The following is a 24,093-nucleotide window of genomic DNA, read 5'->3' on the forward strand; positions in this document are numbered from 1 at the left end:
CCAACGGAAAAGATTTTTACCCACGACAATTTCAAGCATTTCGTTCGCTTACTGTATAAAATTTCTTATTTTTGCCCTTTTAAAAAACCTTTGGAAGGTAGCTTCTTTAAAACTAAGAATTGAAAATCAATGGGAAATGAACTAAAAATATCGGTTATCGGCAGCGGAAGTTGGGCTACCGCACTAACAAAAATACTCACCAGCAATCATTCAAAAGTGTGCTGGTATGTCCGAGACCCCGCAGCCATTGAGTGCATTGAGCAAACGGGGCATAACCTTAATTATTTAAGCGACGTAGAGTTTGATACAGATAAACTGCTATTAACCAACGACATAAACGAAGCCGTGGCTTACGGTGATTATTTGGTTTTTGCCATTCCGTCAGCGTTTTTAGATGCCGAAGTACAAAAGGCAACTCACTCATTTTCAGAAAAAATTATCTTTTCTGCCATCAAAGGCATTGAACCCCAAAGCGGACTAATAGTAGGGGAATATTTTCATCAACTTCATCAAGTTCCGTATGACAATATCGGGGTGATTGCGGGTCCGTGCCACGCCGAAGAAGTTGCCCTTGAACGGCTTTCATACCTGACCATCGCCTGCTTTGACCAACAAAAAGCCGACACGATGGCAAAAGCAATGGCAACCTATTTTGTCAAAACAAAAGTGTCAGACGACGTCATCGGCATTGAATATGCCGCAATGCTCAAAAACATTTACGCCATCGCTGCCGGAATTGCGCACGGCTTGGGCTATGGTGATAATTTTCAGAGTGTTTTGATGAGTAACGCCATTCGCGAAATGCGTCGGTACATCAAACGGATTCACAAAATCAAGCGCAACATCAACAACTCAGCTTATTTAGGCGATTTGCTGGTAACGGGCTACTCGCTTTTTAGTCGCAACCGTACTTTTGGTAATATGATAGGCAAAGGATACACCGTGAAAAGCACTATGATGGAAATGAATATGGTAGCCGAAGGATATTACGCCGTAAAAAGCGCTTATCACATCAACGAAAAGCATCAAAAAAAGAGTCGCACCCCAATTTTAGATGCCGTGTATCAAATTCTATACGAAAACAAAAAAGCACGGCGGGTTTTTGCCGAACTAACCAATCATTTGGATTAGTTTTCAGCCCTTTATCCGTTGAAAAAAGCTATTTTTCGGGTTTAATGGCGTTGTATCCGAAAAATATTCATATCTTTGCGCCCGAATCCTCAAATCGCTGAGGATTTTTCGTTTTTAAAAAAAGTAGGAAAATTATGAGTAACGTATCGTATTACACCGCTGAGGGTTTAAAAAAATTAAGAGAAGAGCTGAATCAACTCAAAGATGTTGAGCGCCCAAAAGCTTCACAAGCCATTGCCGAAGCTCGTGATAAAGGCGACCTATCGGAAAATGCCGAATATGATGCTGCCAAAGAAGCTCAAGGCCTGTTGGAAATGAAAATTGCCAAGTTGGAAGCACTTTTGGCAAACGCGCGCCTTATTGACGAGTCGCAACTTGATGCCTCAAAAGTTTTGGTGCTTTCTACCGTTAAAATAAAAAATTTGAGCAACAAGATGCAAATGACCTACACCTTAGTTGCTGAAAGTGAAGCCGATTTAAAATCAGGCAAAATTTCGGTAAGCTCACCCATCGGGAAAGGATTACTTGGGAAGTCAGTCGGAGAAATCGCTGAAATACAAGTACCTAATGGCACCCTGAAAATGGAAATTTTAGAAATAAGCCGATAAATCTCAAAGCAATGGCAAGCATTTTTACAAAAATTATCAACGGCGAAATTCCGTGCTATAAAATCACCGAAGATGCTGATTTTATAGCTTTTTTAGACATAAATCCCAACGCCAAAGGGCATACGCTTTGCGTTCCGAAAAAAGAAGTGGACAAACTTTTTGATTTGGACGATGCCTTGTACTTAAAACTGATGGCTTTTTCAAAAAAAGTGGCAAAAGCCTTGGAGAAAGTCATTCCCTGCAATCGGGTTGGAATGACGGTTATCGGGCTTGAAGTGCCTCACGTTCACGTACATCTGATTCCGATTAACGAAATGCACGAGATGACGTTCAACCACAAAGTAACACTAACCGATGAGCAGTTCAAGCAAATAGCCCAGCAGGTAAAACAAGCACTTTAATTGATTAAGTTCGTGGCAAAACCACGGAATGTTAAAAATTTGTTATCGATTAATTTTTACTTGGAAGATTTACGCCGATGGGCTACTTTTGACACCGAGACAGAATGACTTCCATCTTTTTGTAAAACATTAAAAAACAATTTCTTAAAACAAAAAATAGCTTTTATTTAAGCATAAACATACAATATAAATTAATAAAAAATAACCAATGAAGAGAGTATTTGTCTTATTTGTTATGAGCTTGCTTTTGTTTTCTTGTAGTTCAAGAAGCAAAGTGGCTTATTTTCTAGATGCAAAAAACAACAAAACCGAAACATTACGCACCTATGTTTCGCGACTTCAACCCGATGATTTATTGAGCATCATCGTGAATTCAAAAAGTGATGAGTTGCTTAGTGAGTTTAACCGTGGCTTGGTTTCATACCAACCCATTAACGGAGCTATGATTAACTCTTCAATGATTCAAACCTATTTGATTGATAAAGAAGGATATATCATTTTTCCTACTATCGGAAAAATGAAGTTAGGAGGGCTTACCCGTGAGGAAGCAGTTAAAAAACTCACTGATGCCGTACGGAAACACATCACCGATGCAACCATTAATTTAAGAATCTTAAACTTCAAAGTAACGGTTGAAGGAGAAGTTACCCGCCCCGGAACGTACACCATCAATTCTGAACGTGTAACACTTTTGCAGGCATTGAGCCTTGCCGGTGACTTAACCATCTATGGCAAACGAAAAAACATATTGGTAATCAGAGAGCAAGATGACAAACGCGTGTACAAAGTTGTTGATATTACTTCAACTGACTTTATGAACTCAGAGTTTTATTACTTGCAACAAAACGACGTGGTGTACGTAGAGCCTAACAAAACAAGAGTAAACTCTTCAGCCGTTGGACCTAACACAACTGCCATTATATCAGCCATTTCGGTATTGGTTGCCGTGGTAGCTCTGATTGTAAACATTAGTAGATAACTTTTAATTGTATAAAACGTGAAATCATATTTAGAAGACACTCCGGAAACGTTTAATCTTCGCGAACAGATAACACCTTATCTTTCTCGTTGGAAATGGTTTGTGGTAGGCGCTTTTTTAGCTTTGGCTTTGGCATTTTTGTATCTGAAATATGCAACGCCTTTGTATCGGGCATCAACAACGATTATGCTTAAAGACAAAAACAAAGGAGGTGCCGTGAACGAGTTTTCAATTCTTTCCGATTTAGAAATCGGCATTAAAGACAATGTTGAAAATGAGTTGGAAGTATTGCGCTCTCGTACCTTGTCAGAAAAAACCATCGAAAAATTAAACTTCGATGTTTCATACATTTCAAAAGGCGGACTCAGAAAAGTTGAATTATACAAAAAATCACCCATCAAGTTTGTTTTGGGCAAATTGTCAAGCTTTTTTCAAGAAGAAATGCCTGTAAACTTGGAAGTAAAAGGTGTTAATGACATTGCCTACAACCTGTATCACAACGGGAAAATGCTAGGCAAATACAACTATGGCGAGGTGGTAAACAACCAAGTAGGGCAATTCACCATAAATAAAGTTGATGAAAACTTCTCAAAACCAGGCTTTGACCTTACCGTGCTTCTCCAAGACTTGGAAAGTGTTGCCAACGCGTACAGAAAATCATTAAACGTAAACCTACTCGGGAAAAACACCAGTGTTTTGGAGCTTTCATCAACCCAACCCAACAGAGAAAAAGCCCAAGATTACCTAAATACGCTTGTTGAAATTTACAATGCTGACGGAATTGCCGACAGACGGTTTATATCAGAAAACACATCTGACTTTTTAACTCAACGCCTTGATATTTTAACGCAAGAACTTGACGCCGTTGAAAAAACCACTGAAAAATTCAAAAAGGAAAATCAGGTTACTGACATCGTTTCAGAGGCAAGCGTTTACACCCAAAACACCAGTGAGTTTGAAAAAAGATATCTTGACATAAACACACGTGTTGAGCTTATTGACAATGTCATAAAAGGATTTATCGATACGGAAACCACCGGAAAAACCTTCCCGATGTTGGACGCCCTAACAGCCGAACCTGCCCTTTCGGCAGCCATCAACGAACACAACAAATTGGTGCTTTCACGAAATGAATCGGCAGTAAATGCGGGTCCTGAGAACTTCAGAATTAAGCAGTTAGATGAGCAAATCAAATCGTTGAAAAAAACAATTAAAGACAACCTTTTGCTCCTTAAATCAAACTTGAACATTCAAAAAGCCGACATCAGCAAACAACAACGTGTGTTGAGCGGACGCGTAAGTTCCGTACCTACCTTAGAGCGAGAGTTCCGTGAAATTACCAGACAACAAGGCGTTAAAGATGCGCTTTACCTTTATCTGTTGGAAAAACGTGAAGAAGCTGAAATTTCAACCGTGGCGTTGGCTCCTAATGCCAAAGTGATTGACAAAGCCTTCTCGTCAAACATTCCGGTAGCGCCTAAAAAAATGGTCATTATGTTGGCAGCCTTGATAATCGGTTTGTTAATTCCGTTTGTAATTATCTATTTGCTCACCTTGTTTGACAATAAAGTAAAAAGCAAAGCGGACATTGACAAATACGTAAGTGCTCCGTTCTTGGGCGATGTACCTCATTCAAAAGCTGACGGGAATTTCATCAAAGTAAACAACAATTCCGAATTTGCTGAGGCTCTGCGCATTGTGCGTACCAATATGGATTTTATGCTCAGCAACATTGCCGAAAACAAAAGTAAAACCATTTTTGTAACATCAAGTTTGCCGCAAGAAGGAAAAACCTTTATGGCGATGAACTTGGCAGGAGCTTTTGCGCTTTCAGGCAAAAAAACCTTGCTTATTGAAATGGACGTTCGTAACCCAAAAATCGGGCAGTACCTTAAATTACCATCACAAGGACTTACGAATTATTTGGCTTCAAGTAATTTAGACATTAATTCAGTAATTGTCAAAGTTCCTGATTTCCAAGAACTATACGCTATTCCGGCAAAAGTAATTCCGCCTAATCCGGCTGAGTTGCTGATGAATCAAAAAGTAGTAGAGATGTTTGATTACTTGAAAACCAAATTTGACTACATCATCGTGGACACGGCACCGGTTAAATTGGTTGCCGACACGCTATTACTTGCCAAAAATGCCGATGCGTTTGTGTATGTGGTTCGTGAAAATCGTTCTACCAAACAGATGCTTCAAACCGTACAAAAACTTTATAAGGAAAATAAACTTCCGAATATGGCGGTGTTGCTCAATGACACTACGTTGAGTTCCAACGACAATTATGGCTACGGTTATCATCAAAACAAAAAACGAAAGCCTTGGTGGAAACGCCTTTTAGAATAAACACAAAAAAATCCGCTAATCAATTGATTAGCGGATTTTTTTATTTTTTAAAATACGCATTATAGCAAACTGTCAATAGCATCGGTGTACGTTTTTTTAGGCGCTACACCTACCTGTCTGCCAACTACTTCGCCGTTTTGGAAAATGAGCACCGTTGGGATATTTCGAACGCCGTATTTTCCGGCAAAATCCTGATTGTTATCAACATCTACTTTCCCTACGATGGCTTTCCCTTCATATTCTTTTGCAATTTCTTCAACCACAGGTCCTAACATTCGGCAAGGTCCGCACCAAACTGCCCAAAAATCAACCAAAACGGGTTTGTCACTCTTCAATACCACTTCCTCAAAAGTAGCATCTGTTATTTCTAATGCCATAGTTTTATGTTTTTTATTGTTACTAATCGCACAAAAGTACAAATAAAAGCAATACAACAAAAATAAAACGCTATAAATTTTTATTATACAATAATAACGGTTTATTATAACAAAATAAATAATACCTAAAAGTCTTTTATTTTTTGTTCTTTCTTTTCATTCGTATTATTTTTTTTATACCTTTGTCCGGTCATTTTGGGTGGCACGATGCAGCATATCACCTGATTATATTACTATCTTATTTTCAACAGCTTAAAAACAAATCACTAATGAACGACATATTTTCTTTCTTAAAAGAACTCGCTCAAAACAACAATCGCGAATGGTTTGCCCGGCACAAAAATGCTTATGAAAATGCCAGAGCAAAAGCCGAAACCATTTTTCGGGCGATTTATAACGAAGTCGCCAAAGAGGATTTTCTGGGCGAGATGAAAATGTACCGGATTTACAAAGACGTGCGTTTTTCAAAGGACAAAACACCTTACAAAACCCATTTCGGATTGTATTTTCCGCGTAAGCAACCGCATTATCGCGGGGGATATTATCTGCATCTCTCGCCCGATGAAACTTTTGTTGGCGGTGGTTTTTTCGCACCGAACAAGGAAGATTTGTTCCGCATACGCAAAGAAATAGAGCTTGATGGTGAGGGATTTACACAGGTTTTGCAATCGGAAGGCATTCAAAAATATTACCAAGGAAAACTTTGGGGCGATGAGCTGAAAACCGCTCCGAAAGGCTTTGATAAAGACGACCCGATGATTGCCCATATCCGAAAGAAACAATTTTTATTGAAACACGATTTTACTGAAAATCAGGTTTTTGCTTCTGATTTTCAACGAGAAGTCGTGGAAGCATTTAAGGGAATGCGTCCGTTTTTTGATTTTATGACCACCGCACTGACCACCAACCTCAACGGCGAATCACTTTTTAAAAAGTAAAACACTCATTTTCATCAGTTTAAAACAAAAACACAACCCAATGAAATTCCGATTTAACAAAAAATATCTGTTACAAGCGATATTTATATTTGTGATAGAAGTGCTGATAGCTACCGTTTTCAGAAAAATTCACTTCCTGCGGGCTTATGTGGGCGATATTTTGGTAGTAATGCTGATTTACTGCTTCATTTTAGCCTTTTTTCAGGTGAAAAACAAAAGCAGACTCCTGTTCGGGATATTTTTATTTGCGGTGTGCATCGAAATTTTGCAATTTTTTAAAGTCGCTGAATTACTGGGTTTTACAAAAGGAAGCATCGGTTATATTGTGCTGGGAAATTATTTCTCGTGGGAAGACATCATTTGCTATGCCGTTGGCTGTGTATTATTAAATATATTCGATTCAAAATAAATAAGTTATGACAGTAAATTCATTTACGGACAATTTGGTTTTTTCTTCGGAAAAAATCCAAACGCAAGTCGTTTTAGAGTCCGATTTTTCAAAGGAAATTCGCATTACAATGGCGAAAGGACAAGTGATGAAAGAACACCAAACGAAATTCCCCATCGTGGTTCACGTCTTGGAAGGAATCGTTGATTTTGGCGTTGGCGGAACGATTCACACAATGAAAAAAGGAGCAATCATCACGCTCAAAGGCAACGTTCCGCACGATTTAAAAGCCTTGGAAAACAGTATTATCCGTTTGACACTCTCAAAACAAGATGCTGTTTCACGCGTAGAAGAAGTTATTAAACAATCTGAAAAACAATAATATATGCAAGAAATTCAAACACGTGAAGACATAAACAAATTGGTCAAAGCGTTTTATGCCCGTATCCGCAAGCACGATTTGTTAGGACCTATTTTCAACAGCCACATTGCCGACGAGCAGTGGCCTGCCCATTTGGAAAAACTCACCGATTTTTGGGAAACTATTCTTTTCGGAGTGCAGAAATTCAAAGGAAGCCCGTCGATTAAACACATTGAAGTGGATAAAAATCTAAATTACGGCATCACGCAAGACCATTTTAATCAATGGGTTAGCCTTTGGCACGACACTATTGACTCACTCTTTCAAGGCGATGTAGCGAACCGAGCCAAAGAAGCCGCCAATCAAATGGCTATCGGTCAGTATACAATGTTGTGGCGTTATCGCCCTGAAAATTAATCATATAAAACCTAATCACGCTATCCGAAACTAAAAATAGACCGGTCACCTCACCTTACAAATAAAACTGTAATCGTGTCGGGAGCTGTGATTTTTTTAAATTAATATTTCTATAAAGATTTAATAATCAACTTAATACTATGAGCCAAATTGAATTTATCCCGCTAATTGAACCGCCGACCGACAAAACGCTTGACAATCCAAATCCGCCACACGACACCGCCCCAACCGAAGTGTGGGACGCATACCAAAAAGCCCTGATTGACAATAATTACCGTGATTTTCCGAACCCCATTCGGACGGGAATTTACCAATATCGGCTTTTTGAGGTGTCGCTTGACAATATCGAACGCATCATCGCCCTGCACATCGGCGATATGGACATTCGCGAGTCTATTTCGTTGTTCGGAGGTTATGCCCTTGCCATAGACGACGAAATCGTACTTTTCCCTCAATGTTGCGGACTTTTAGAGGAAATCCACGCTTGGAAACACATTTTGACGGACGATTTTGAGCCGTTTTATCTGCCCGAATGCCACCCCGTACCTTTTATCAGCAAAAAAGGCGATGACCTTGTCATTTCGTGCGATGATTCCGATGAAGATTTTATACCGCCAAGCACCGCTAAAACCATCATTATCAACCACAAAAAAGCCCAAGAAGCCCTGCAAAAACTCCTGTGCGATTTGCAAACTTACGCCGAAAAACTAAACCGCCTCTCTGACAAATATCAAGTTGAAAATTTGGCAGACATTTTGATTTTTGGGCAAGATTTTTAGGTAAAAACAAATACAAGGGGTGAAATTCCTTGATTTTATTGCCATTACGGACAAAATACTGAAAACCATTGAAACCGAAACCACAGGCAAACTGCACCTTATCAGTGAGGAACTCAATATTGAAGAAACCATTATTGACGTATTCACTTTGACGTATCAGTGCAGTTATTCAGGCAAACAAAAAGCCCCATTTACCGAAGGTAAACAGGGCAGTTATGATGCTGTGAAACTTGCCAAAAAACTCAAATCAAGGTTTTAGTTTCCTATCCTAATCTCCCCTCCTTGGGAGGGGTTGGGGGAGGAACCCACTTTTATACCCTCAATATAGATGTCGCCAAAGGCACGTTTTTCAATCTTTAAATGGTATTTTACATTTAACTTTTTGTACTCGTTACGGAAAACAGTATTGAAAAATTTTTCGGTCATTTTTTTATACACATCAGGAATGGTGTTGTCTTCAAACATCAAATGAGGCGTACGCGTAACCACGATAAGTCCTGACTTGTTTAAATCCTCCATTGGCGTGTCTGGGCGATGTTTAAAAACTTCGCCTTTGCTCCGTGAGGGGTTTATTTTGGATTGCCCAAAACTGAACAAAGGCAACAACAATAGTGTGTAAAGTAATGATTTCATCGTTTTTTCTTTATTTTATCACAAAAATAATACCAAAATGGCGTTACCTGTACAATTTTTTCACTTGGCGTTTTAAAAAGTCCATTTGATTTTCATTTTTACCCTCTTCATACCAAAAATTTTGACTGTTAGCATTCTGCTCTCAACAAAACCCCTACAACACACTTATTATCAAATAAAAAACCTCTCAAATGAGAGGCTTTTTACTATTTTGCTTTCTTTTTCAGAACAACATCTATTACCATAGGAAGCGGATGTTCAACTATTTTTAACTCGTTTTTCTGATCGTTTATTTGGCATTTTCCATTTTTACCGCTTTGGTCGGTTAACACCAAATACGGATGTTCATATATAAACGTCCCTTTGGTTGGGAAATTAAGCTCTTGTGACCCATAATTTCCTTTCAAGACCAACACAAAAGTTTTATCGGCAGAGAGGTTCAATGTGGCTGTACCTTTGTAGGTCTTCTCATTAACTTGGGCTTCCCACTCCCCTATAACGTCATCAATGGATGCAGGTTTTTGAGCCGTTTCATCATTATTTTTAGAACAGGCAAATGTTACAAGCGCCAACAATATGGCAAAAAATGTCTTTTTCATCTCTTTATTAACTATTTTAACATTAAAGGCGGCAAAAGTATGGAAATCTGCCGGAAAAACAAAGTTTTTTAGAGAATTTTGTGTTTTTCGTCTCAAAACAACTTATTGCAGCCGTCGGGCAGCCCAATTTACGCTTAACGTGGTGAAAAGCACAATACTAATGGAACTCAACGGCATCAAAATCGCAGCCACCAACGGCGAAAGTTGCCCCAAAACTGCAAACGAAATCCCAACGATGTTGTATAAAAACGAAAGCACGAAACTGCTTTTTATAATCCGTATGGCTTTTTCGGAAAGTGCCAAAAACGTTTTTAAATCTTTTATCTTGGTAGAATCCATAATGCCGTCACAAGCGGGCGAAAACACATTCACGTTTTCAGCCAGTGCCAGCCCTACATCACTCTGTTTCAGAGCTCCTGCATCGTTGAGTCCGTCACCCACCATCATCACTTTTTTTCCTTTTTGTTGTAGTGAATGCACGTAATGCAGCTTGTCGTCGGGTTTTTGATTAAACAAAATCTGCGAATTGGCGGGAAGTAATTTTTCTAACGTAAGTCGCTCACTTTCATTATCTCCCGACAAAACAACCAATTGATACTTCGTTGCCAATGAAGCGAACAATTCCGAAATACCTTTTCGATACGAATTGTGAAGTACAAAACACCCCTTATAAACCCCGCCAAGCGCAATATGCACACTGGTTTTGAGATTTTTAGCATCAGTTTGTTTGCCCACAAATGCAGCCGAACCGATTTTGACCCTTACGCCATCAGCCTGTGATTCAATGCCTTTTCCGGTAATTTCTTTAAAATCAAGCACCGCAACCGATTTGGTGGCATCTTGCAAATAATCATAAATCTGACGGCTAAGCGGGTGATTTGAATTTCGCAAAGTGTTTTTTACAATACACTGTTCCTCAGCTGATAACAAATCACCTTCGTAGGTTAAATCGGATTTATTGGCGGTGGTTATGGTTCCGGTTTTGTCAAAAATAATCGTGTCAATTTTCGCCATTTTTTCAATTACCTTGCTGTTTTTCAGGTATAATTTTCGGCGCCCGAAAATGCGCAACATATTGCCCAAGGTGAAAGGCGCCGAAATTGCCAACGCACAAGGGCAGGCAATGATGAGCACCGCCGTGAAAACATTCATCGCCATTACAGGCTCGGAAAGCCCCCAGTAAGCGCGCAGTATCCACACCAAAAGCGAAACGAAAGCCACCACCAGAATTACGATGGTAAAACGCCTGCTCACCTTGTCGGTCAGGGTTTTAAAACGGTCGTCTTTATCTTTACTGAAAATTTCATTGCTCCAAAGTTGGGTTAAATAACTTTGCGAAATTTCTTTAAGTGCCTCAACCTCAATAGCGCCTTGCGTTTGTTTTCCGCCGGCAAAAAGTTTATCGCCGCTGTTTTTTTGCACCGGATTGGCCTCGCCCGTTACAAAACTGTAATCAATGTTGGCTTCGCCCCGAATCAAAACGGCATCAACCGGAATCAGTTCCTGATTGCGAATTAACAATCGGTCACCGGGCTTAATATCATACACTTGCACGCTTTCTTCTTTTCTGCCGGGCAAAATTTTGGTAATCCCGATAGGGAAATAGCTTTTGTAATCCCGCTCAAAGGAAAGAAAATTGTAGGTGCGTTGCTGAAAAAATTTACCGATTAACAGCAAAAAAACCAAACTGTTCAAGCTGTCAAAAAAACCTTGTCCGGCATCGGTTAGTATGTCGTAACAACTGCGCACAAACATCGCTAAAATGCCCAGCGCCAGCGGAATATCAATGTTTAAAATCCGATTTTTAATGCCTTTGTAAGCCGAAATAAAATAATCAGAAGCCGAATAAAACATCACCGGCAACGACAAAACGAACATTATCCAACGGAAAAACGATTTGTACTGCTCAAACCAAAATTCTTCCGTTTCAAAATATTCCGGAAAGGAAAGCAACATCACATTCCCGAAGGCAAATGCAGCAACACCTAACTTATAGTAAATCTGCCTATTAGGTCGATTTTTCTTCCCTTGATAATCTTCCAGACTGATGTAGGGCGCATAACCGATATTTGCCAGCAAAACCACCAATTCTTTAAGGGAAATTTTCTCTGAATTGTAAGTAATTCGCACCGTTTTTTCAGGAAAATTTACCAATGCACCTCCCACGCCCGAATGCAATCTGTCCAGATTTTCAAGCACCCAAATACACGAACTACAATGAATATGAGGAATATACAGATTCACAATTTGCACATTTCCGTCATTAAATTCAAGTAATTTTTCTACAATTTTTTCATTCTCCAAAAAGGAAAATTTTTCAAGTGCCTCTTCGGGTCGCGCCCCCGGATTTTGCGCTATATCGTAATATGAAGTCAGGTTGTTTTCCGATAAAATTTCATAAACCGTTTTGCAACCCAAACAACAAAAATCCTTATCATCAACTACAAACGGCTGACTATCACAATCATTCCCGCAATGATAGCAAGTTTTAATCATATATTATGTTCTCCACATTTTACGGCAGAAAAAGCCCCTATGAAGGCATTTGCACGTCCTGCCCGTATTTTCAAAAAATCTGTTGCAAAGATAAAAAAATAATGCAACTTTTCGGTAAATTTCCTATCTTTGCAAAACAAACAAAACGAAGTTTATGCCCGAACAAAACCATTGCAACCAATGTGCCATACACAACAACAATCCGCTTAAAATGCTTCAAGATGAGCAACTTCACGATGTTTCGCGATGCAAAACAAACATCGTTTTTGAAAAAGGAGATGTCATCTTTAAAGAAGGAAGCACACTTGCCGGCGTTTATTGCATTAGCCAAGGATTTTGCAAGCTGAGTAAGTTATGCCCCAACGGAAAAATTCAGATTGTGCGTTTTGCTTGCAAGGGCGACATTTTGGGACAGCGAAGCGTGATTTCGCGTGAAGCCGTAAACCTCACAGCCACAGCGCTTACCCACGTAAAAGCGTGTTTTATACCGAAAGATATTATTTTTGAATCATTCGCTTCAAACGGAAAATTTTCTACCGAAATTTTCCGAAATGTGTGCAGTGAACTGCGCAAAGCCGATGACGCCATTGTTGATTTTGCCCAAAAAACAGCCAAACAGCGGCTGGCAAGTTCGCTACTTTTTTTAGAAGAAATTTTCGGGAAAGACCCTCAAGCCTTTATCAACGTGCAACTTTCACGCGAAGAAATTGGCAATATGATTGGCTCGGCTACCGAATCGCTCATTCGGATGCTGTCCGATTTTACAAAAAACAAGTGGATTGAAACCCACTCAAAACGAATTAAAATACTTGACAGAAAGCAATTAGAAAAAATATCATTCGGAGACTAAAACAATGAAAATCTTATATTTACACGGGCTGGATAGTTTTCTGCAAGACGACCGTCGTGTTGTTTTGCAAACTTTCGGAACAGTACTCGCCCCCATATTGGATTACAAAAATACGCCCAATCTTTTTCAAAAACTACAAAACGAATTTACTGATGTTCAAGCCATTATCGGGTCAAGTGTCGGCGGACTGGCAACCTATTATTTAGCGCAAGCCCTCAATAAACCTTGCCTGCTGTTCAATCCGGCACTGAATTTCAGAGACCAACTGCCTATTAACACCGCATTTAACCCCTCATACTCCGGTTATATGCGTCTTGTAATCGGGCTACGTGACGAAGTTATTCCGGCTTGGGAAGTTGTTGATATTGTGAAGAATGACATTTTGGAAAATCAAAACATTGACATTCAGCTCATCAGCAGAATGAAACATTCGTATCCCATTTCAATTTTTCAAGAAGAAGTTTCAATCTTCTTTACAAAATTGGCTTCTTTATCATAAAAAAAGGTTTCCATTACTGGAAACCTTTTTTCAAATAATTCTAAACATTTAACTATGAACTTCGTTTATTTCGACTGAAATTCAGAAATTTTTTGCATCCACTCCGACCATTTTGTAGCATCTTCCGGAGTTAATTTAGTGGCTACATCTTGCATTTTTGTTTGCCACTCAGCTGCTTTTGCCTGTAACTCTTGAATTTTGTCAGCACTGCCTGATTTTACGGCTTCAGCTGCATCTTTCAAATACGTAGCATACTCATCAGCTACTTTTTGAACATCGGCACTCCCGAATTTAGGCACTTCAATTCCGGATATCATATCCTTCATTTTATCTTGCATATTATCAACTGCTTGTCCGGCTTCTTCTTTCATTTGGTTCATTTTATCTCCCATTTGATCCATTGCATCACCGGCTTCTTGTTGCATTTGTTCCATTGTGTCAGTCGCACTTTTTTTGGCTTGGTTAAAATTATCACACGAAACCATTGCCATAATGGCAACTGATGCTAAACTTACTGCTATTTTTTTCATTGGTGTTTATTTTTAAATTACTTAACTGGGGCAAAGGTAATCCATTTTTTTAGAAAAAAAAGTTTTTTTTCGATTTTTTTCAAAAACAATCAATTAATTACGCGATTAAGCCGTTTGCCCAGTATTTTTTGAAGCTGAATGTAATTCATCACCTCTTCCAGCATTTCACGTTTTTGGTTTTCGTCAGAAGTAGGAAGATTTTTCATCACGTTTTCTATCAGATGACTAACAAGTAACTTACGGATATTCAATATGATATCTGAAACTGCCAAATCAATATTAGCATCTTTGTCTTTCGGAACGATGTCTTTACGAAGCCAATCGTGCAATTGCAAATTTTCGTCTTCCATAATGATTTGCGACACTTTTTGGCTGAGTTCCATCGGCAATTCATTGATGAAACCGCTGAGCTCGTAAGCCGATTCGTTTTCGCTTAACTTGCTTATTACCAACTCATAAATAGTTTTAAAATCGGGATTGGCAAACTGAATTTCGTCTTCTTGCAATTCCAGATAAATTTTTTCATACACTTTGAGTTCCTGCTGGATTTTTTTCTCTTCCAACTTGCCTTCTTCATCGATTTGCAAAACAGAATCGGTAAACACACACGAGCGATTTCCGTACAAAAGCAAATGCTTAATAAGGTCGTGTTCAAGCACTTCCAACCGATTGACGGTCATTCTCGCCTGCTCTTCCTTGCTTCGGGTAACTTCAAGGGTTTGGTGTTTTTTGCGTTCGGTTTTTTGCCCTTGGTACAAATCTTTTTTCAGTATTTGCGAAAGGGTCGAAAACAACACATTTTCAGATACTTCCATAATCGAAGCACATTCCCGCACATAAACTTCCTGTTTAATTAAGTCCGAAATTTTAGAAATGCTCTCAACAATATCGCGTACGGTTTCGGCTTTTTTAATCGGGTCATTTTTAGCTTCTTGCATCAACAACGAAGCCTTAAAGCGGATAAAATCGGTAGCGTTTTCTTCCAGATACAACACCAAATCTTCGTATGCCGTTTTTCGGGCAAAACTATCGGGGTCTTCGCCTTCCGGAAAGGTGCAAATACGCACGTTCATTCCTTGTTCCAAAATCAAATCCACTCCGCGAAGTGAGGCTCTAAGTCCCGCAGCATCACCATCATAAAGCATCGTGATATTGGGCGTAAGCCGATTGATAAGCCGAATTTGCTCGGGCGTGAGTGCCGTTCCGCTCGAAGCCACCACGTTTTCAATGCCTTTTTGGTGCAGCTGAATCACATCGGTGTAGCCCTCAACCAGATAGCAATTATCCGCCTTGGCGATGGCTTGCTTGGCGTGGTAAATTCCGTAGAGGATTTTGCTTTTGTGATAGATGTCGCTCTCGGGCGAATTGAGGTATTTGGCGGCTTTTTTGTCCTGCGTGAGGATGCGCCCGCCGAAGCCCAGCACGCGTCCGCTCATTGAGTGAATGGGGAACATCACCCGCCCTTTGAAGCGGTCAAATTTTTTGTCTTCCTTGACGATGGTCAGCCCCGTTTTTTCCAGAAATTCAAGCTGATAGCCGTTTTTCAGAGCGGCATCGGTGAAGGCTATCCATTCATTGGGCGAGTAACCCAATCGGAATTTTTTGATGGTTTCGGGCGTAAATCCGCGTTCCTTGAAGTAAGTCAGCCCGATGGCTTTTCCTTCTTCGGTTTGGGTGAGGGTTTCCTCAAAGAATTTTTGAGCGTATTCCGAAACGATGTACAAACTTTCGCGTTCGTTTGCTTTTTCTTTCTCTTCGGAAGAAATTTCGGTTTCTTCGATTTCGATATGATATTTTTTTGCCAAATACCGTAGGGCTTCCGGATAGGTAAAATGCTCGTGTTCCATCAGAAAAGCGATGGCGTTGCCTCCCTTTCCGGAAGAAAAATCCTTCCAGATTTGCTTAACGGGCGAGACCATAAAACTGGGCGTTCGTTCGTTTGAAAACGGACTGAGACCCTTATAGTTAGACCCCGCCTTTTTCAGCTGAACGAAATCGCCAATGACCTCCTCCACCCGCATTTGGTCGTAAATCTTATCAATGGTATTTTTTGAAATCAACAGAAAACGATTTTAAAAAATTTGAAATAGTCTGAGATGGTTTGAGGTTGTTTGAAAGTTTGACATTGTTTGAAAATTGTTTGAAAAACAGAAAATAAAATTTCAAACCATCTCAAACGCGAAGCCTCAAACCAATTCAAACGCAACGCTTCAAACGTGAAACCACCTCAAACGCTTCAAACCTAAAAACACTAAATCACTACGGCGGTTCCGCTGGCGGTAACCATTAACATTCCGCCGCTGCTGCCTACGGTTTCGTAATCCAAATCGATGCCCACAATGGCGTTGGCTCCCATTGCCGAAGCCCGTTGTTGCATCTCGGCGAGCGCTGAATTTTTGGCTTCGATAAGCACTTTTTCATACGTTGAGGAACGTCCGCCGAAAAAATCGGTCAGCCCCGCCATAAAATCTTTAATGGCATTCGCCCCGATGATGGTTTCGCCCGTTACGATGCCTTTATATTCCTTGATTGGATGTCCTTCCAATACAGGTGTTGTGGATAAAATCATTGTTTGTTTGTTTTAATTTTTGCACAAAGATAGTAAATGTATTGTAAAACCCAATTAAACAAATGAAATATTTCTGTTTTTAACTAACTGTAACGTATTTATTTACAGCAGTCTATACACAATTTATCTTTTTGTTTCTGTTCTTTTGTCTTGAAACAAAAGAACCAAAAATTCAAGACTTTGGATACTTCGCTAAAAATCAGATAAATTTCGCTGAAAATCTCCAAACTTGCTCCCTGCGGTCGCTTCAGACAGTGGAGATTTTCCACACTTCATTCATTGATTTTTTTGACGCTTCGTCTCCAAGGTCGAAAATCACTCTTGAAAATAGCAACAATTTAAAATGGATTAGCTTTATGGACAAAAAAACTGTGAATCCATAAAAAAACCGCCTTTGAAAAAGACGGTTTATATTTCTCTAAAACCAATTCTGCCAAGGAATGCGCGATAAAATACACACCAAGCCCAGAGCGTAAAAAATGGCAATTTTGCCAAAAGTACGATTATCAGTAAGTTGCTTTTTATGTAGCGACCAACCCACTGTTATCAGCACCACACCGATAACAACCATCATCGGGTGTTCCAACAATATTTTTCGCAAGTAAGAATCGCGCATCACATTGGTTGTTTTCCAAGCACCAAACAAAGGCGAAGTAACGTACAGAATCACGCCCACCAACAACTGAATGTGCGAAACGATAAGCCCGTAAAGACTTAATTTTAAATCTTTTGCCGTATATTCTTTCTTTCCGAAGAAACCGATAACAGCATTTGCCGTTGCCAAAAAAAGCACCACAACCACCACATAAGCAAACCACGAGTGGACTTGAAGCATTGTATTGTACATAAAATGAATTATTTAGTTCGGGGCAAAAGTACTTATTTTAAACGGAATAAAAAAGCGTGAATAATGAAAATATTTTCAAAATTCACGCTTCAAGGCAGGGAATAATTAATGTTTTCAACTATAAAGCACCAATTTATTGTTTGAATATCAGCTATTTTTTATCGGAAGAAACTGCGATATGCGATTAATTTCAAATCAATTCAAACAACTTTCAAACTTCAAAATGAGGCTTCTTAATGACAACAACTATACAGCGCAATAAACGTGCCTTTTTTTACCACATTAACAAACAATTATGACAAAATTAGGGATTACTAACTTTTAATATAGATTTCCCGCAGCATTTTAAAAAGATTTAGCACCTCCTTAACTGATTTTTAAACAGTTTTTATTTGTTTTGTTTTAGCTTTTAAACAATCAACTTTTGACAAAAAAATCATTAAACACAAATCAATGGCAATCAGCAACATACAAATTAATTCAAAAATAAACAAAAAAAAAGAAAAGAAAATTTGTATGTTTCATTTTTTTATTTTTATTTTGCCTCTATAAAATAACTCATTCTATGAAAAAATCATTTACTTTCTTATTTAGTGTTTTACTTACGATTGTTTCGTGTAGTAAAGGTAACAACTCGGATGATACTCCTCCGCCCGTTGTAACAGACCCCGACACTTTTGAGGTAACGATTGATGACGTTTTTAATCATCCTTATAAAAACTTGACTAACATTCAAGTGGGTGATTACATTCCGTTTGCCATTGAAATTACCGACACGCAAGATAATGCCTCGTACAGCCTGCTGTTACTAAAAGAAGGCGAAAAAAATCACCAGACTTTGGGGCGTGATTACGAGTTGTATATAGATAATGAAAGGGGTGAAAAACAAAAAATGGACATCCAAAAAAACGATGCCCTTAATTATGTTGTTTTTGACAAAAAAGGGAAACATTATTTCTATATAAAGCCACTAACCCCCGGCACTTTCTTGCACGCTTATGAACTTCAAAAACAAATAAAGGGAAAGCCTGTAGGGAACAATATTCGTAAAGAATTGCTTTTCAACGCTGTACAAATAAAAGCGTGGGCTGTGAGAGAAGGCTCGTGGGGAATTCCTTTTAGAAGTAAATACAAACGAAACTTCTATTTTAAAATCAATGACGGCGAAGACCAAGACGATGTTTACCTGACCAGTAATGACCAAATGAGTCAGCGTTATTTGGTAACCTATGAAGGAAAAGAGTATGCAGGAGCGTTCAATCAAGGAGACATCCGATACATTGCTGATAGGGAGTATGAGCGTTCGGTTGAGAATTTGAGCAACACCACCATCAGCACAATTCGCATCACTCAAAACAGAACCAATAAATCGGAAGATTTTATTGAATATCACAACATTCATATTGAAGAAATAAAACAATGATTTACTATGAAAAAGAACTTTATTTGGGCAATGTTGCTACTAGTGATAGTAGCCTGCCGTAAAAGTGACCCAGATGTGAATCCCCCTGCGCCAATTGACCCAAATGCGTTTGGGATGTCGATTTCTAACATCTACAATGACCCCATAAAAAACCTAACCAACATACAGGTGGGTGATTATATTCCTTACTCCGTTGAGATAACTGATACACAGGATAATGCGACGTACAGTCTTCTTCTAATAAAAGAGGGCGAAAAATACCATCAAACCTTGGGGAAGGATTATGAACTGTACATCGACAACGAAAAGGGCGAAAAACAAAAGTTGGAAGTTTTGAAGAACGACAAAGTAAATTACGTGATTTTCAACAAAAAAGGCAAACATTATTTTTATGTAAAACCCTTGTTGCCGGGCACGTTCAAACTGGTGTATGAGCTTCAAAAACAAATTGATGGCAAACCCATTGGCAACACCAACAAACAAGAAACGCTGTTCAACGCCGTAAAAATAAAACTATGGGTGGTAACAGAAGAAACTAGAAACTTCCCACTTATAACCAAAAGAAATTTTTACTTTGAAATTGATGACGGAAAAGACGAAGCTGACACTTACCTCACCAGCGACAACCAAATGAGTCAGAGTTACCTTCTGACCTATGACGGAAAAGATTACACCGGTGAGTTTAACCAAGGTGCTATCCGATTTATCGTTGATAGAAAAGACCAGTGGAGACAAAAATTAGACGTTCTTTTCGTGAACCGAATTTTTATTACTCAATCCAGAGCAAACAAACAGCAAGACATCATTGAATATCACAACGTTGGAAATCTGGTTGAAGAAATAAAAAAAATGAACCCATAGTACAATTGCTTTATGAAAAAAATACGAATCATTACATCTATATTTTTTCTTGCCTTTGCTTCTTGTAGTAAAGGTGGCAATGACACGGAGGATACACCTCCTCCTGTAATCGACCCCGATGCGTTCAGTTTTTCAATCAAAAATATTTTTAACCATCCCGAAAAAAACTTGACTAACATTCAAGTGGGTGATTACATTCCGTTTGCCATTGAAATTGGTGATACACAAGATAATGCCTCGTATAGCCTGCTATTGATAAAAGAAAACCAAAAGCACCATCAAACCTTGGGAAAAGATTACGAGTTGTATGTGGATAATGAAAAGGGTGAAAAACAAAAAATGAACATCCAAAAAAACGACGCCCTTAATTATGTTGTTTTTGACAAAAAAGGGAAGCATTATTTTTATATAAAACCCTTATTGCCCGGCACGTTTAAACACGTTTATGAACTTCAAAAACAGGTTGATGGTAAAATTGTTGGCAGCAGCAAAAAGCAAGAAATATTGTTTAATAGTGTTTTATTGAGCGTGTGGTTTGAACGAGAGGAAACACAAAGCGCAGGACTTTTTCAGCATTCAAAACACAAAAATAATTTCTATTTTAAAATTGATGACGGAATAGAGCAAGACGACACCTACCTAACATCTCAAAACGGCATCACACAACGTTATTATATTGAATATGACGGAAAAGTACACGAAGGTGATTTCAATCAAGGCACTATCAAGTTCACAGAAAGCCACGAACAAGAAGTATCACCGCCTGCTGTTCATAACAGAAAAGTCGATAAAATTATCATCCGACAACTAATGCCCAGTAAACGACAAGAAGAAATTAAGTATTATAATTTTAATTTTTAAGATATGAAACCGATTTTAAAAACTATCGCAATTTCAGTAGTTTTAACTACTTGTATGACATCGTGTGAGAAAGACAAAAATTATGCTGACACGTTAGCCGGACTAAAAAGTGTTGTTTTTCCTGAACAATCAGACCAAGTTGTATCGTCTGAATTTGTTCGGGTTGTAACACAAGGAACAACAAACAAAAAAGAAATGTTACAAACCGTAAAAGCGCAAAAAACGCTTGCTCCGGTTGAACTCATTGACGGAAGCGGCTTGGACGTTATCTATCCGGGAAGCGTATTGAGCGGCGAGTCTTTTATGGAAGGACGTTACAACAATCTTGTTATTAAAAACCCGAAAGAAATTACCCTTTCAGCCACCTTGCAAGGTACCGGCTTGCCTGTTTCTACAAACGCCGTACCCGTGTTGAGCAATGTACGCCAAAAAGTTAATGATTTGATTAACGCACACCGTGAAAGAGTTGATTATAACAACGTACCTGCTTATTTGACTTATATTTCTAACGAAGTATCAACCTTGGAGAGCTTCAACAAAACTTTCGGAATACACGCAAACATAAGTGCTTGGGGCGGTAAAATTAAAGGTAATTTCAGTTTCAACGAGTCAAAATTAACCATCAATAGCAAAAAATATGTGCTGATTAAGGTTCGCCAAATGTTTTACAATGTTTCTGTTGACCCTAAACTTGCCGATGAATGGGGTGATATTCAAAACGTTGGAGAATACGAGCCTGTTTATATCAGCAGTGTAGATTACGGACGTGTGGCTCATTTATTGGTAGAAACAGAAGAAAACAGTTCGGAAGTTTCAAAAGAAATTCAAGCAGGAATTAGCGCCAATTTTTCTGTTGTAAGCGCTGATGTGAAAGCAAAAATGAAGGAAGAAGCAAGGGCTTTTTTCAAAAATAACAATATCAAAATAATGGTCGCCGGTGGTCCGCTTGTAAAAACCAAAATGATTACCGGTTATGATGAATTTATGGATTTTCTTACCAATCCTTCTGCAAAAGATTTAGTAAATTCATCTACACCAATCGGATATAAAGTTCGTACTCTTAAAGACAACAAAGAGGTTGATGTTCGTGTGATGTACACCGAACAACGTTTAGCTTACGAATAAAATAATGCAACTCACACCCAAACGGGGCTGTTTTCTGAGAAAACAGCCCCGTTTGATGCTTATGTCAAATTTTAATCTCAAATTGCGTGAGTTCCTTAAACCGCATCAATCGACTTTGTAACTCATTGGAAGTAAGATTCAAAGTACGTTCAGCTCCTAATTTTTCAACACAAAATGAAGCCAATGCCGAACCGTAAATCACGGCGTTTTTTATATTTTCAAAGCCATAATCGGTTGATTTGGCAAGATGCCCTACCAAACCACCGGCAAAGGTGTCACCCGCTCCGGTGGGGTCAAAAACATCTTCCAACGGAAGTGCCGGCGCAAAAAATACCAACTCATTATGAAAAAGCAACACCCCGTGTTCGCCTTTTTTTATGATGACGTATTTCACTCCCATTGCCATTATCTTTTTCGCCGCCTTAGCCAACGAATACTCGCCCGTGAGTTGGCGGGCTTCTTGGTCATTAATGGTTATAACATCTACTTTTTCAATGACTTTCATCAGCAAATCCCAAGTGTGGTTCATCCAATAGTCCATCGTGTCAAGCACCACCAAATCGGGTTTTTGCCGCATTTGTCGTAATACTTCCAACTGTATTTTTGGATGTAAATTACCAAGCATCAACACATTAGTCTCTCTATATGATTCAGGAACTACGGGATTGAAGTCAGAAAGCACATTGAGCCGGGTTTCAAGCGTGTCGCGCGCATTCATATCATTATGATATTTTCCGCTCCAAAAAAATGATTTTCCGCCTTTAACCTGCTGAATGCCTGACACATTCACATTCCGTTGGGTGAGCAAATCCAGATATGCCTGCGGATAGTCTTCCCCTACAATTGAAATTACGGCTGTGTCAATTTTGAATTGCGAGGCTGCAACGGCAATGTAATTGGCTGCTCCCCCCATAATTTTATCGGTTTTGGCAAAAGGTGTTTCAATTTGGTCAAAAGCTATCGTTCCGACAATCAATAATTTACTCATTTTTACTAAAAATATACATCACTGTTTTCAGTGAGCAAAGATACGCATTAATTAAAGACAAACAACAGCAAAACGAAATTATTCCGCCCAAGGCAAAAATTTAGGTGTTGCTTGTAACAGGCTGGGTTTTTTCGAATTTAAATATTGATTATCAATAACTTGTTGGTATTTCTCTAAATAATGCAACGCCATTTTTTTAGCGTTAAAATTTTCGGTTGCGTAGTGATGGCAAACTTTCGGGTCATATTCTCGCCAATTGCACATTGCCTGTTGCAAATCAGCGGCAGTATCGGACAAAAATCCCACTTCGGGAATGATAAGCTCGGGCAACGAACCGTAGGGCGTGCCAAAAACAGGGCTTCCGAAGTAAAGACTCTCAATCAATGCCAAACCAAAGGGTTCATTCCAAAGCACGGGAAATAAAAGTCCTTTTGAATGAGGCAAGTATTTCTTTTTCATTTCATTATCCACCAAACCAAAAAAATGAGCTTTGGGTGTGAAGGTGAATCGCAAGCCCATATTAAAGTTAAACCGCACTCCCCCAAAAACATACAATTTTTCGTGAGGCATCGTTTTAACCAACCGAATCGCCCCGCGAAGGTTTTTGACCCGCCAAGCTCCTTTTCCTAAAAAATGAAAAAAATCTTTGGAAGCATTCAAATTAACCGCTCCGTAATCATTCCAATCCAATCCGTTGTACACATAGGAATCGGAATTATGCCGATTTGCGTGGTTCTTTGATACAAAAACGGTATTGTAATCAAGTTCTTCCCCGTAAGGCGGATTGCCGTGCATCGTAATCACTTTGGGGCATTGTACATCATTGATTCCCGTAACTCCGGTGGAATGAAAATGAACCACATCCGTATTTTTTGGTAATAATTTTGTAATGTGAATCCCTTCCTGCAAAGGAATCACATCGGCAAAAGCGCACTTACTGCCCCAATTTGCCACAAAGGTAACCTTATGCCCCAAGGCTACCAATTCTTTTGCCAAATACCAAACCACACGCTCGGTTCCTCCGTACTTAACCACCGGCAAAACAGCTTCTTGAACGATTGTTATATGCATTATATGAATG

General features: G+C 39.0%; 27 protein-coding genes. 17 read left to right on the top strand and 10 right to left on the bottom strand.

Going from position 1 to position 24,093, the window contains the following annotated elements; translation table 11 throughout:
• Positions 1 to 129 precede the first annotated feature (129 nt).
• The 5 genes from Q4D72_RS00270 to Q4D72_RS00290 all read left to right on the top strand — a co-directional run bounded on the left by Q4D72_RS00270 (position 130) and on the right by Q4D72_RS00290 (position 5,471).
• The gene (locus tag Q4D72_RS00270) at positions 130 to 1,131 is read left to right on the top strand and encodes an NAD(P)H-dependent glycerol-3-phosphate dehydrogenase (protein ID WP_303075400.1); all 1,002 of its coding nucleotides are present in this window, start codon (positions 130 to 132) and stop codon (positions 1,129 to 1,131) included.
• Positions 1,132 to 1,265: 134 nt separating this feature from the next.
• Positions 1,266 to 1,739 carry a transcription elongation factor GreA gene (gene greA / locus Q4D72_RS00275; RefSeq protein WP_303075401.1) on the top strand — a complete coding sequence of 158 codons (474 nt, stop codon included), beginning with the start codon at positions 1,266 to 1,268 and terminating at the stop codon, positions 1,737 to 1,739.
• Between the two features lie 11 nt (positions 1,740 to 1,750).
• Positions 1,751 to 2,140 (top strand): HIT family protein, encoded by a 390-nt coding sequence (locus Q4D72_RS00280; protein WP_303075402.1) that lies wholly within the window; start codon positions 1,751 to 1,753, stop codon positions 2,138 to 2,140.
• 208 nt (positions 2,141 to 2,348) lie between these two features.
• Complete coding sequence (locus tag Q4D72_RS00285; protein WP_303075403.1) at positions 2,349 to 3,119, top strand: polysaccharide biosynthesis/export family protein; 771 nt, start codon at positions 2,349 to 2,351, stop codon at positions 3,117 to 3,119.
• 18 nt (positions 3,120 to 3,137) lie between these two features.
• Entirely contained in the window at positions 3,138 to 5,471 is a 2,334-nt protein-coding gene (locus Q4D72_RS00290) for a polysaccharide biosynthesis tyrosine autokinase (protein ID WP_303075404.1), read from the top strand.
• A gap of 59 nt (positions 5,472 to 5,530) precedes the next feature.
• Here the strand turns inward: Q4D72_RS00290 and trxA are convergent, their stop codons facing one another.
• Positions 5,531 to 5,848 carry a thioredoxin gene (trxA, locus tag Q4D72_RS00295; RefSeq protein WP_303075405.1) on the bottom strand — a complete coding sequence of 106 codons (318 nt, stop codon included), beginning with the start codon at positions 5,846 to 5,848 and terminating at the stop codon, positions 5,531 to 5,533.
• Between the two features lie 269 nt (positions 5,849 to 6,117).
• Here trxA and Q4D72_RS00300 point away from each other — a divergent pair, with 269 nt between their 5' ends.
• The 6 genes from Q4D72_RS00300 to Q4D72_RS00325 all read left to right on the top strand — a co-directional run bounded on the left by Q4D72_RS00300 (position 6,118) and on the right by Q4D72_RS00325 (position 8,990).
• Positions 6,118 to 6,786 (top strand): DUF2461 domain-containing protein, encoded by a 669-nt coding sequence (locus Q4D72_RS00300; RefSeq protein ID WP_303075406.1) that lies wholly within the window; start codon positions 6,118 to 6,120, stop codon positions 6,784 to 6,786.
• A 40-nt stretch (positions 6,787 to 6,826) separates the two neighbouring features.
• A complete protein-coding gene (locus Q4D72_RS00305; RefSeq protein ID WP_303075407.1) occupies positions 6,827 to 7,195 on the top strand; it encodes a DUF2809 domain-containing protein in 369 nt (122 codons plus the stop codon).
• 7 nt (positions 7,196 to 7,202) lie between these two features.
• On the top strand, positions 7,203 to 7,556 hold the full coding sequence (locus Q4D72_RS00310; protein ID WP_303075408.1) for a cupin domain-containing protein: 354 nt from the start codon (positions 7,203 to 7,205) through the stop codon (positions 7,554 to 7,556).
• A gap of 3 nt (positions 7,557 to 7,559) precedes the next feature.
• Positions 7,560 to 7,952 (top strand): group III truncated hemoglobin, encoded by a 393-nt coding sequence (locus Q4D72_RS00315; protein WP_303075409.1) that lies wholly within the window; start codon positions 7,560 to 7,562, stop codon positions 7,950 to 7,952.
• 140 nt (positions 7,953 to 8,092) lie between these two features.
• The gene (locus Q4D72_RS00320) at positions 8,093 to 8,731 is read left to right on the top strand and encodes a hypothetical protein (protein WP_303075410.1); all 639 of its coding nucleotides are present in this window, start codon (positions 8,093 to 8,095) and stop codon (positions 8,729 to 8,731) included.
• 19 nt (positions 8,732 to 8,750) lie between these two features.
• Positions 8,751 to 8,990 (top strand): hypothetical protein, encoded by a 240-nt coding sequence (locus tag Q4D72_RS00325; RefSeq protein WP_303075411.1) that lies wholly within the window; start codon positions 8,751 to 8,753, stop codon positions 8,988 to 8,990.
• On the opposite strand, the gene Q4D72_RS00330 is transcribed toward Q4D72_RS00325, so the two are convergent.
• From Q4D72_RS00330 to Q4D72_RS00340, 3 genes are all read right to left on the bottom strand, one after another.
• Positions 8,987 to 9,364, bottom strand: coding sequence for a hypothetical protein (locus Q4D72_RS00330; protein WP_303075412.1), 378 nt, complete (start codon positions 9,362 to 9,364; stop codon positions 8,987 to 8,989). The two genes, Q4D72_RS00325 and Q4D72_RS00330, sit on opposite strands and share 4 nt — an antisense overlap.
• A gap of 206 nt (positions 9,365 to 9,570) precedes the next feature.
• Positions 9,571 to 9,963, bottom strand: coding sequence for a hypothetical protein (locus Q4D72_RS00335; protein WP_303075413.1), 393 nt, complete (start codon positions 9,961 to 9,963; stop codon positions 9,571 to 9,573).
• Between the two features lie 102 nt (positions 9,964 to 10,065).
• Positions 10,066 to 12,459 carry a heavy metal translocating P-type ATPase metal-binding domain-containing protein gene (locus tag Q4D72_RS00340; protein WP_303075414.1) on the bottom strand — a complete coding sequence of 798 codons (2,394 nt, stop codon included), beginning with the start codon at positions 12,457 to 12,459 and terminating at the stop codon, positions 10,066 to 10,068.
• A 154-nt stretch (positions 12,460 to 12,613) separates the two neighbouring features.
• Here Q4D72_RS00340 and Q4D72_RS00345 point away from each other — a divergent pair, with 154 nt between their 5' ends.
• Entirely contained in the window at positions 12,614 to 13,309 is a 696-nt protein-coding gene (locus Q4D72_RS00345) for a Crp/Fnr family transcriptional regulator (RefSeq protein ID WP_303075415.1), read from the top strand.
• 4 nt (positions 13,310 to 13,313) lie between these two features.
• A complete protein-coding gene (locus Q4D72_RS00350) occupies positions 13,314 to 13,808 on the top strand; it encodes a YqiA/YcfP family alpha/beta fold hydrolase (RefSeq protein ID WP_303075416.1) in 495 nt (164 codons plus the stop codon).
• A 65-nt stretch (positions 13,809 to 13,873) separates the two neighbouring features.
• Here the strand turns inward: Q4D72_RS00350 and Q4D72_RS00355 are convergent, their stop codons facing one another.
• The 4 genes from Q4D72_RS00355 to Q4D72_RS00370 all read right to left on the bottom strand — a co-directional run bounded on the left by Q4D72_RS00355 (position 13,874) and on the right by Q4D72_RS00370 (position 17,754).
• Complete coding sequence (locus Q4D72_RS00355) at positions 13,874 to 14,338, bottom strand: hypothetical protein (protein ID WP_303075417.1); 465 nt, start codon at positions 14,336 to 14,338, stop codon at positions 13,874 to 13,876.
• Between the two features lie 89 nt (positions 14,339 to 14,427).
• Positions 14,428 to 16,398 carry a DNA primase gene (gene dnaG, locus Q4D72_RS00360; RefSeq protein WP_303075418.1) on the bottom strand — a complete coding sequence of 657 codons (1,971 nt, stop codon included), beginning with the start codon at positions 16,396 to 16,398 and terminating at the stop codon, positions 14,428 to 14,430.
• Between the two features lie 191 nt (positions 16,399 to 16,589).
• Positions 16,590 to 16,907, bottom strand: coding sequence for a YbjQ family protein (locus Q4D72_RS00365; RefSeq protein WP_303075419.1), 318 nt, complete (start codon positions 16,905 to 16,907; stop codon positions 16,590 to 16,592).
• Between the two features lie 418 nt (positions 16,908 to 17,325).
• Entirely contained in the window at positions 17,326 to 17,754 is a 429-nt protein-coding gene (locus Q4D72_RS00370; protein ID WP_303075420.1) for a hypothetical protein, read from the bottom strand.
• Between the two features lie 565 nt (positions 17,755 to 18,319).
• On the opposite strand from Q4D72_RS00370, the gene Q4D72_RS00375 reads away from it, so the two are divergent.
• From Q4D72_RS00375 to Q4D72_RS00390, 4 genes are read left to right on the top strand one after another with little or no spacing between them, the layout of a single operon-like run.
• Complete coding sequence (locus Q4D72_RS00375; protein ID WP_303075421.1) at positions 18,320 to 19,177, top strand: hypothetical protein; 858 nt, start codon at positions 18,320 to 18,322, stop codon at positions 19,175 to 19,177.
• A gap of 6 nt (positions 19,178 to 19,183) precedes the next feature.
• Positions 19,184 to 20,038 carry a hypothetical protein gene (locus tag Q4D72_RS00380; protein WP_303075422.1) on the top strand — a complete coding sequence of 285 codons (855 nt, stop codon included), beginning with the start codon at positions 19,184 to 19,186 and terminating at the stop codon, positions 20,036 to 20,038.
• Positions 20,039 to 20,050: 12 nt separating this feature from the next.
• Entirely contained in the window at positions 20,051 to 20,899 is an 849-nt protein-coding gene (locus Q4D72_RS00385; RefSeq protein WP_303075423.1) for a hypothetical protein, read from the top strand.
• A gap of 3 nt (positions 20,900 to 20,902) precedes the next feature.
• Positions 20,903 to 22,024, top strand: a complete 1,122-nt coding sequence (locus Q4D72_RS00390; RefSeq protein WP_303075424.1) for a thiol-activated cytolysin family protein — start codon at positions 20,903 to 20,905, stop codon at positions 22,022 to 22,024.
• 64 nt (positions 22,025 to 22,088) lie between these two features.
• On the opposite strand, the gene Q4D72_RS00395 is transcribed toward Q4D72_RS00390, so the two are convergent.
• Both Q4D72_RS00395 and Q4D72_RS00400 read right to left on the bottom strand, forming a co-directional pair.
• Complete coding sequence (locus tag Q4D72_RS00395; RefSeq protein WP_303075425.1) at positions 22,089 to 23,012, bottom strand: PfkB family carbohydrate kinase; 924 nt, start codon at positions 23,010 to 23,012, stop codon at positions 22,089 to 22,091.
• Between the two features lie 78 nt (positions 23,013 to 23,090).
• Positions 23,091 to 24,083 carry a glycosyltransferase gene (locus tag Q4D72_RS00400; RefSeq protein WP_303075426.1) on the bottom strand — a complete coding sequence of 331 codons (993 nt, stop codon included), beginning with the start codon at positions 24,081 to 24,083 and terminating at the stop codon, positions 23,091 to 23,093.
• Positions 24,084 to 24,093 lie beyond the last annotated feature (10 nt).

Source organism: Capnocytophaga sp., assembly GCF_030532915.1.
Lineage (GTDB): Bacteria > Bacteroidota > Bacteroidia > Flavobacteriales > Flavobacteriaceae > Capnocytophaga.

Excerpts from the sequence above, each read along its gene's own strand:
- Q4D72_RS00270 (WP_303075400.1), top strand. The coding sequence starts at position 130 with ATGGGAAATGAACTAAAAATATCGGTTATCGGCAGCGGAAGTTGGGCT.
- greA (WP_303075401.1), top strand. The coding sequence starts at position 1,266 with ATGAGTAACGTATCGTATTACACCGCTGAGGGTTTAAAAAAATTAAGA.
- Q4D72_RS00280 (WP_303075402.1), top strand. The coding sequence starts at position 1,751 with ATGGCAAGCATTTTTACAAAAATTATCAACGGCGAAATTCCGTGCTAT.
- Q4D72_RS00285 (WP_303075403.1), top strand. The coding sequence starts at position 2,349 with ATGAAGAGAGTATTTGTCTTATTTGTTATGAGCTTGCTTTTGTTTTCT.
- trxA (WP_303075405.1), bottom strand. The coding sequence starts at position 5,848 with ATGGCATTAGAAATAACAGATGCTACTTTTGAGGAAGTGGTATTGAAG.
- Q4D72_RS00300 (WP_303075406.1), top strand. The coding sequence starts at position 6,118 with ATGAACGACATATTTTCTTTCTTAAAAGAACTCGCTCAAAACAACAAT.
- Q4D72_RS00305 (WP_303075407.1), top strand. The coding sequence starts at position 6,827 with ATGAAATTCCGATTTAACAAAAAATATCTGTTACAAGCGATATTTATA.
- Q4D72_RS00310 (WP_303075408.1), top strand. The coding sequence starts at position 7,203 with ATGACAGTAAATTCATTTACGGACAATTTGGTTTTTTCTTCGGAAAAA.
- Q4D72_RS00315 (WP_303075409.1), top strand. The coding sequence starts at position 7,560 with ATGCAAGAAATTCAAACACGTGAAGACATAAACAAATTGGTCAAAGCG.
- Q4D72_RS00320 (WP_303075410.1), top strand. The coding sequence starts at position 8,093 with ATGAGCCAAATTGAATTTATCCCGCTAATTGAACCGCCGACCGACAAA.
- Q4D72_RS00330 (WP_303075412.1), bottom strand. The coding sequence starts at position 9,364 with ATGAAATCATTACTTTACACACTATTGTTGTTGCCTTTGTTCAGTTTT.
- Q4D72_RS00335 (WP_303075413.1), bottom strand. The coding sequence starts at position 9,963 with ATGAAAAAGACATTTTTTGCCATATTGTTGGCGCTTGTAACATTTGCC.
- Q4D72_RS00340 (WP_303075414.1), bottom strand. The coding sequence starts at position 12,459 with ATGATTAAAACTTGCTATCATTGCGGGAATGATTGTGATAGTCAGCCG.
- Q4D72_RS00345 (WP_303075415.1), top strand. The coding sequence starts at position 12,614 with ATGCCCGAACAAAACCATTGCAACCAATGTGCCATACACAACAACAAT.
- Q4D72_RS00350 (WP_303075416.1), top strand. The coding sequence starts at position 13,314 with ATGAAAATCTTATATTTACACGGGCTGGATAGTTTTCTGCAAGACGAC.
- Q4D72_RS00355 (WP_303075417.1), bottom strand. The coding sequence starts at position 14,338 with ATGAAAAAAATAGCAGTAAGTTTAGCATCAGTTGCCATTATGGCAATG.
- Q4D72_RS00365 (WP_303075419.1), bottom strand. The coding sequence starts at position 16,907 with ATGATTTTATCCACAACACCTGTATTGGAAGGACATCCAATCAAGGAA.
- Q4D72_RS00370 (WP_303075420.1), bottom strand. The coding sequence starts at position 17,754 with ATGTACAATACAATGCTTCAAGTCCACTCGTGGTTTGCTTATGTGGTG.
- Q4D72_RS00375 (WP_303075421.1), top strand. The coding sequence starts at position 18,320 with ATGAAAAAATCATTTACTTTCTTATTTAGTGTTTTACTTACGATTGTT.
- Q4D72_RS00380 (WP_303075422.1), top strand. The coding sequence starts at position 19,184 with ATGAAAAAGAACTTTATTTGGGCAATGTTGCTACTAGTGATAGTAGCC.
- Q4D72_RS00385 (WP_303075423.1), top strand. The coding sequence starts at position 20,051 with ATGAAAAAAATACGAATCATTACATCTATATTTTTTCTTGCCTTTGCT.
- Q4D72_RS00390 (WP_303075424.1), top strand. The coding sequence starts at position 20,903 with ATGAAACCGATTTTAAAAACTATCGCAATTTCAGTAGTTTTAACTACT.
- Q4D72_RS00395 (WP_303075425.1), bottom strand. The coding sequence starts at position 23,012 with ATGAGTAAATTATTGATTGTCGGAACGATAGCTTTTGACCAAATTGAA.
- Q4D72_RS00400 (WP_303075426.1), bottom strand. The coding sequence starts at position 24,083 with ATGCATATAACAATCGTTCAAGAAGCTGTTTTGCCGGTGGTTAAGTAC.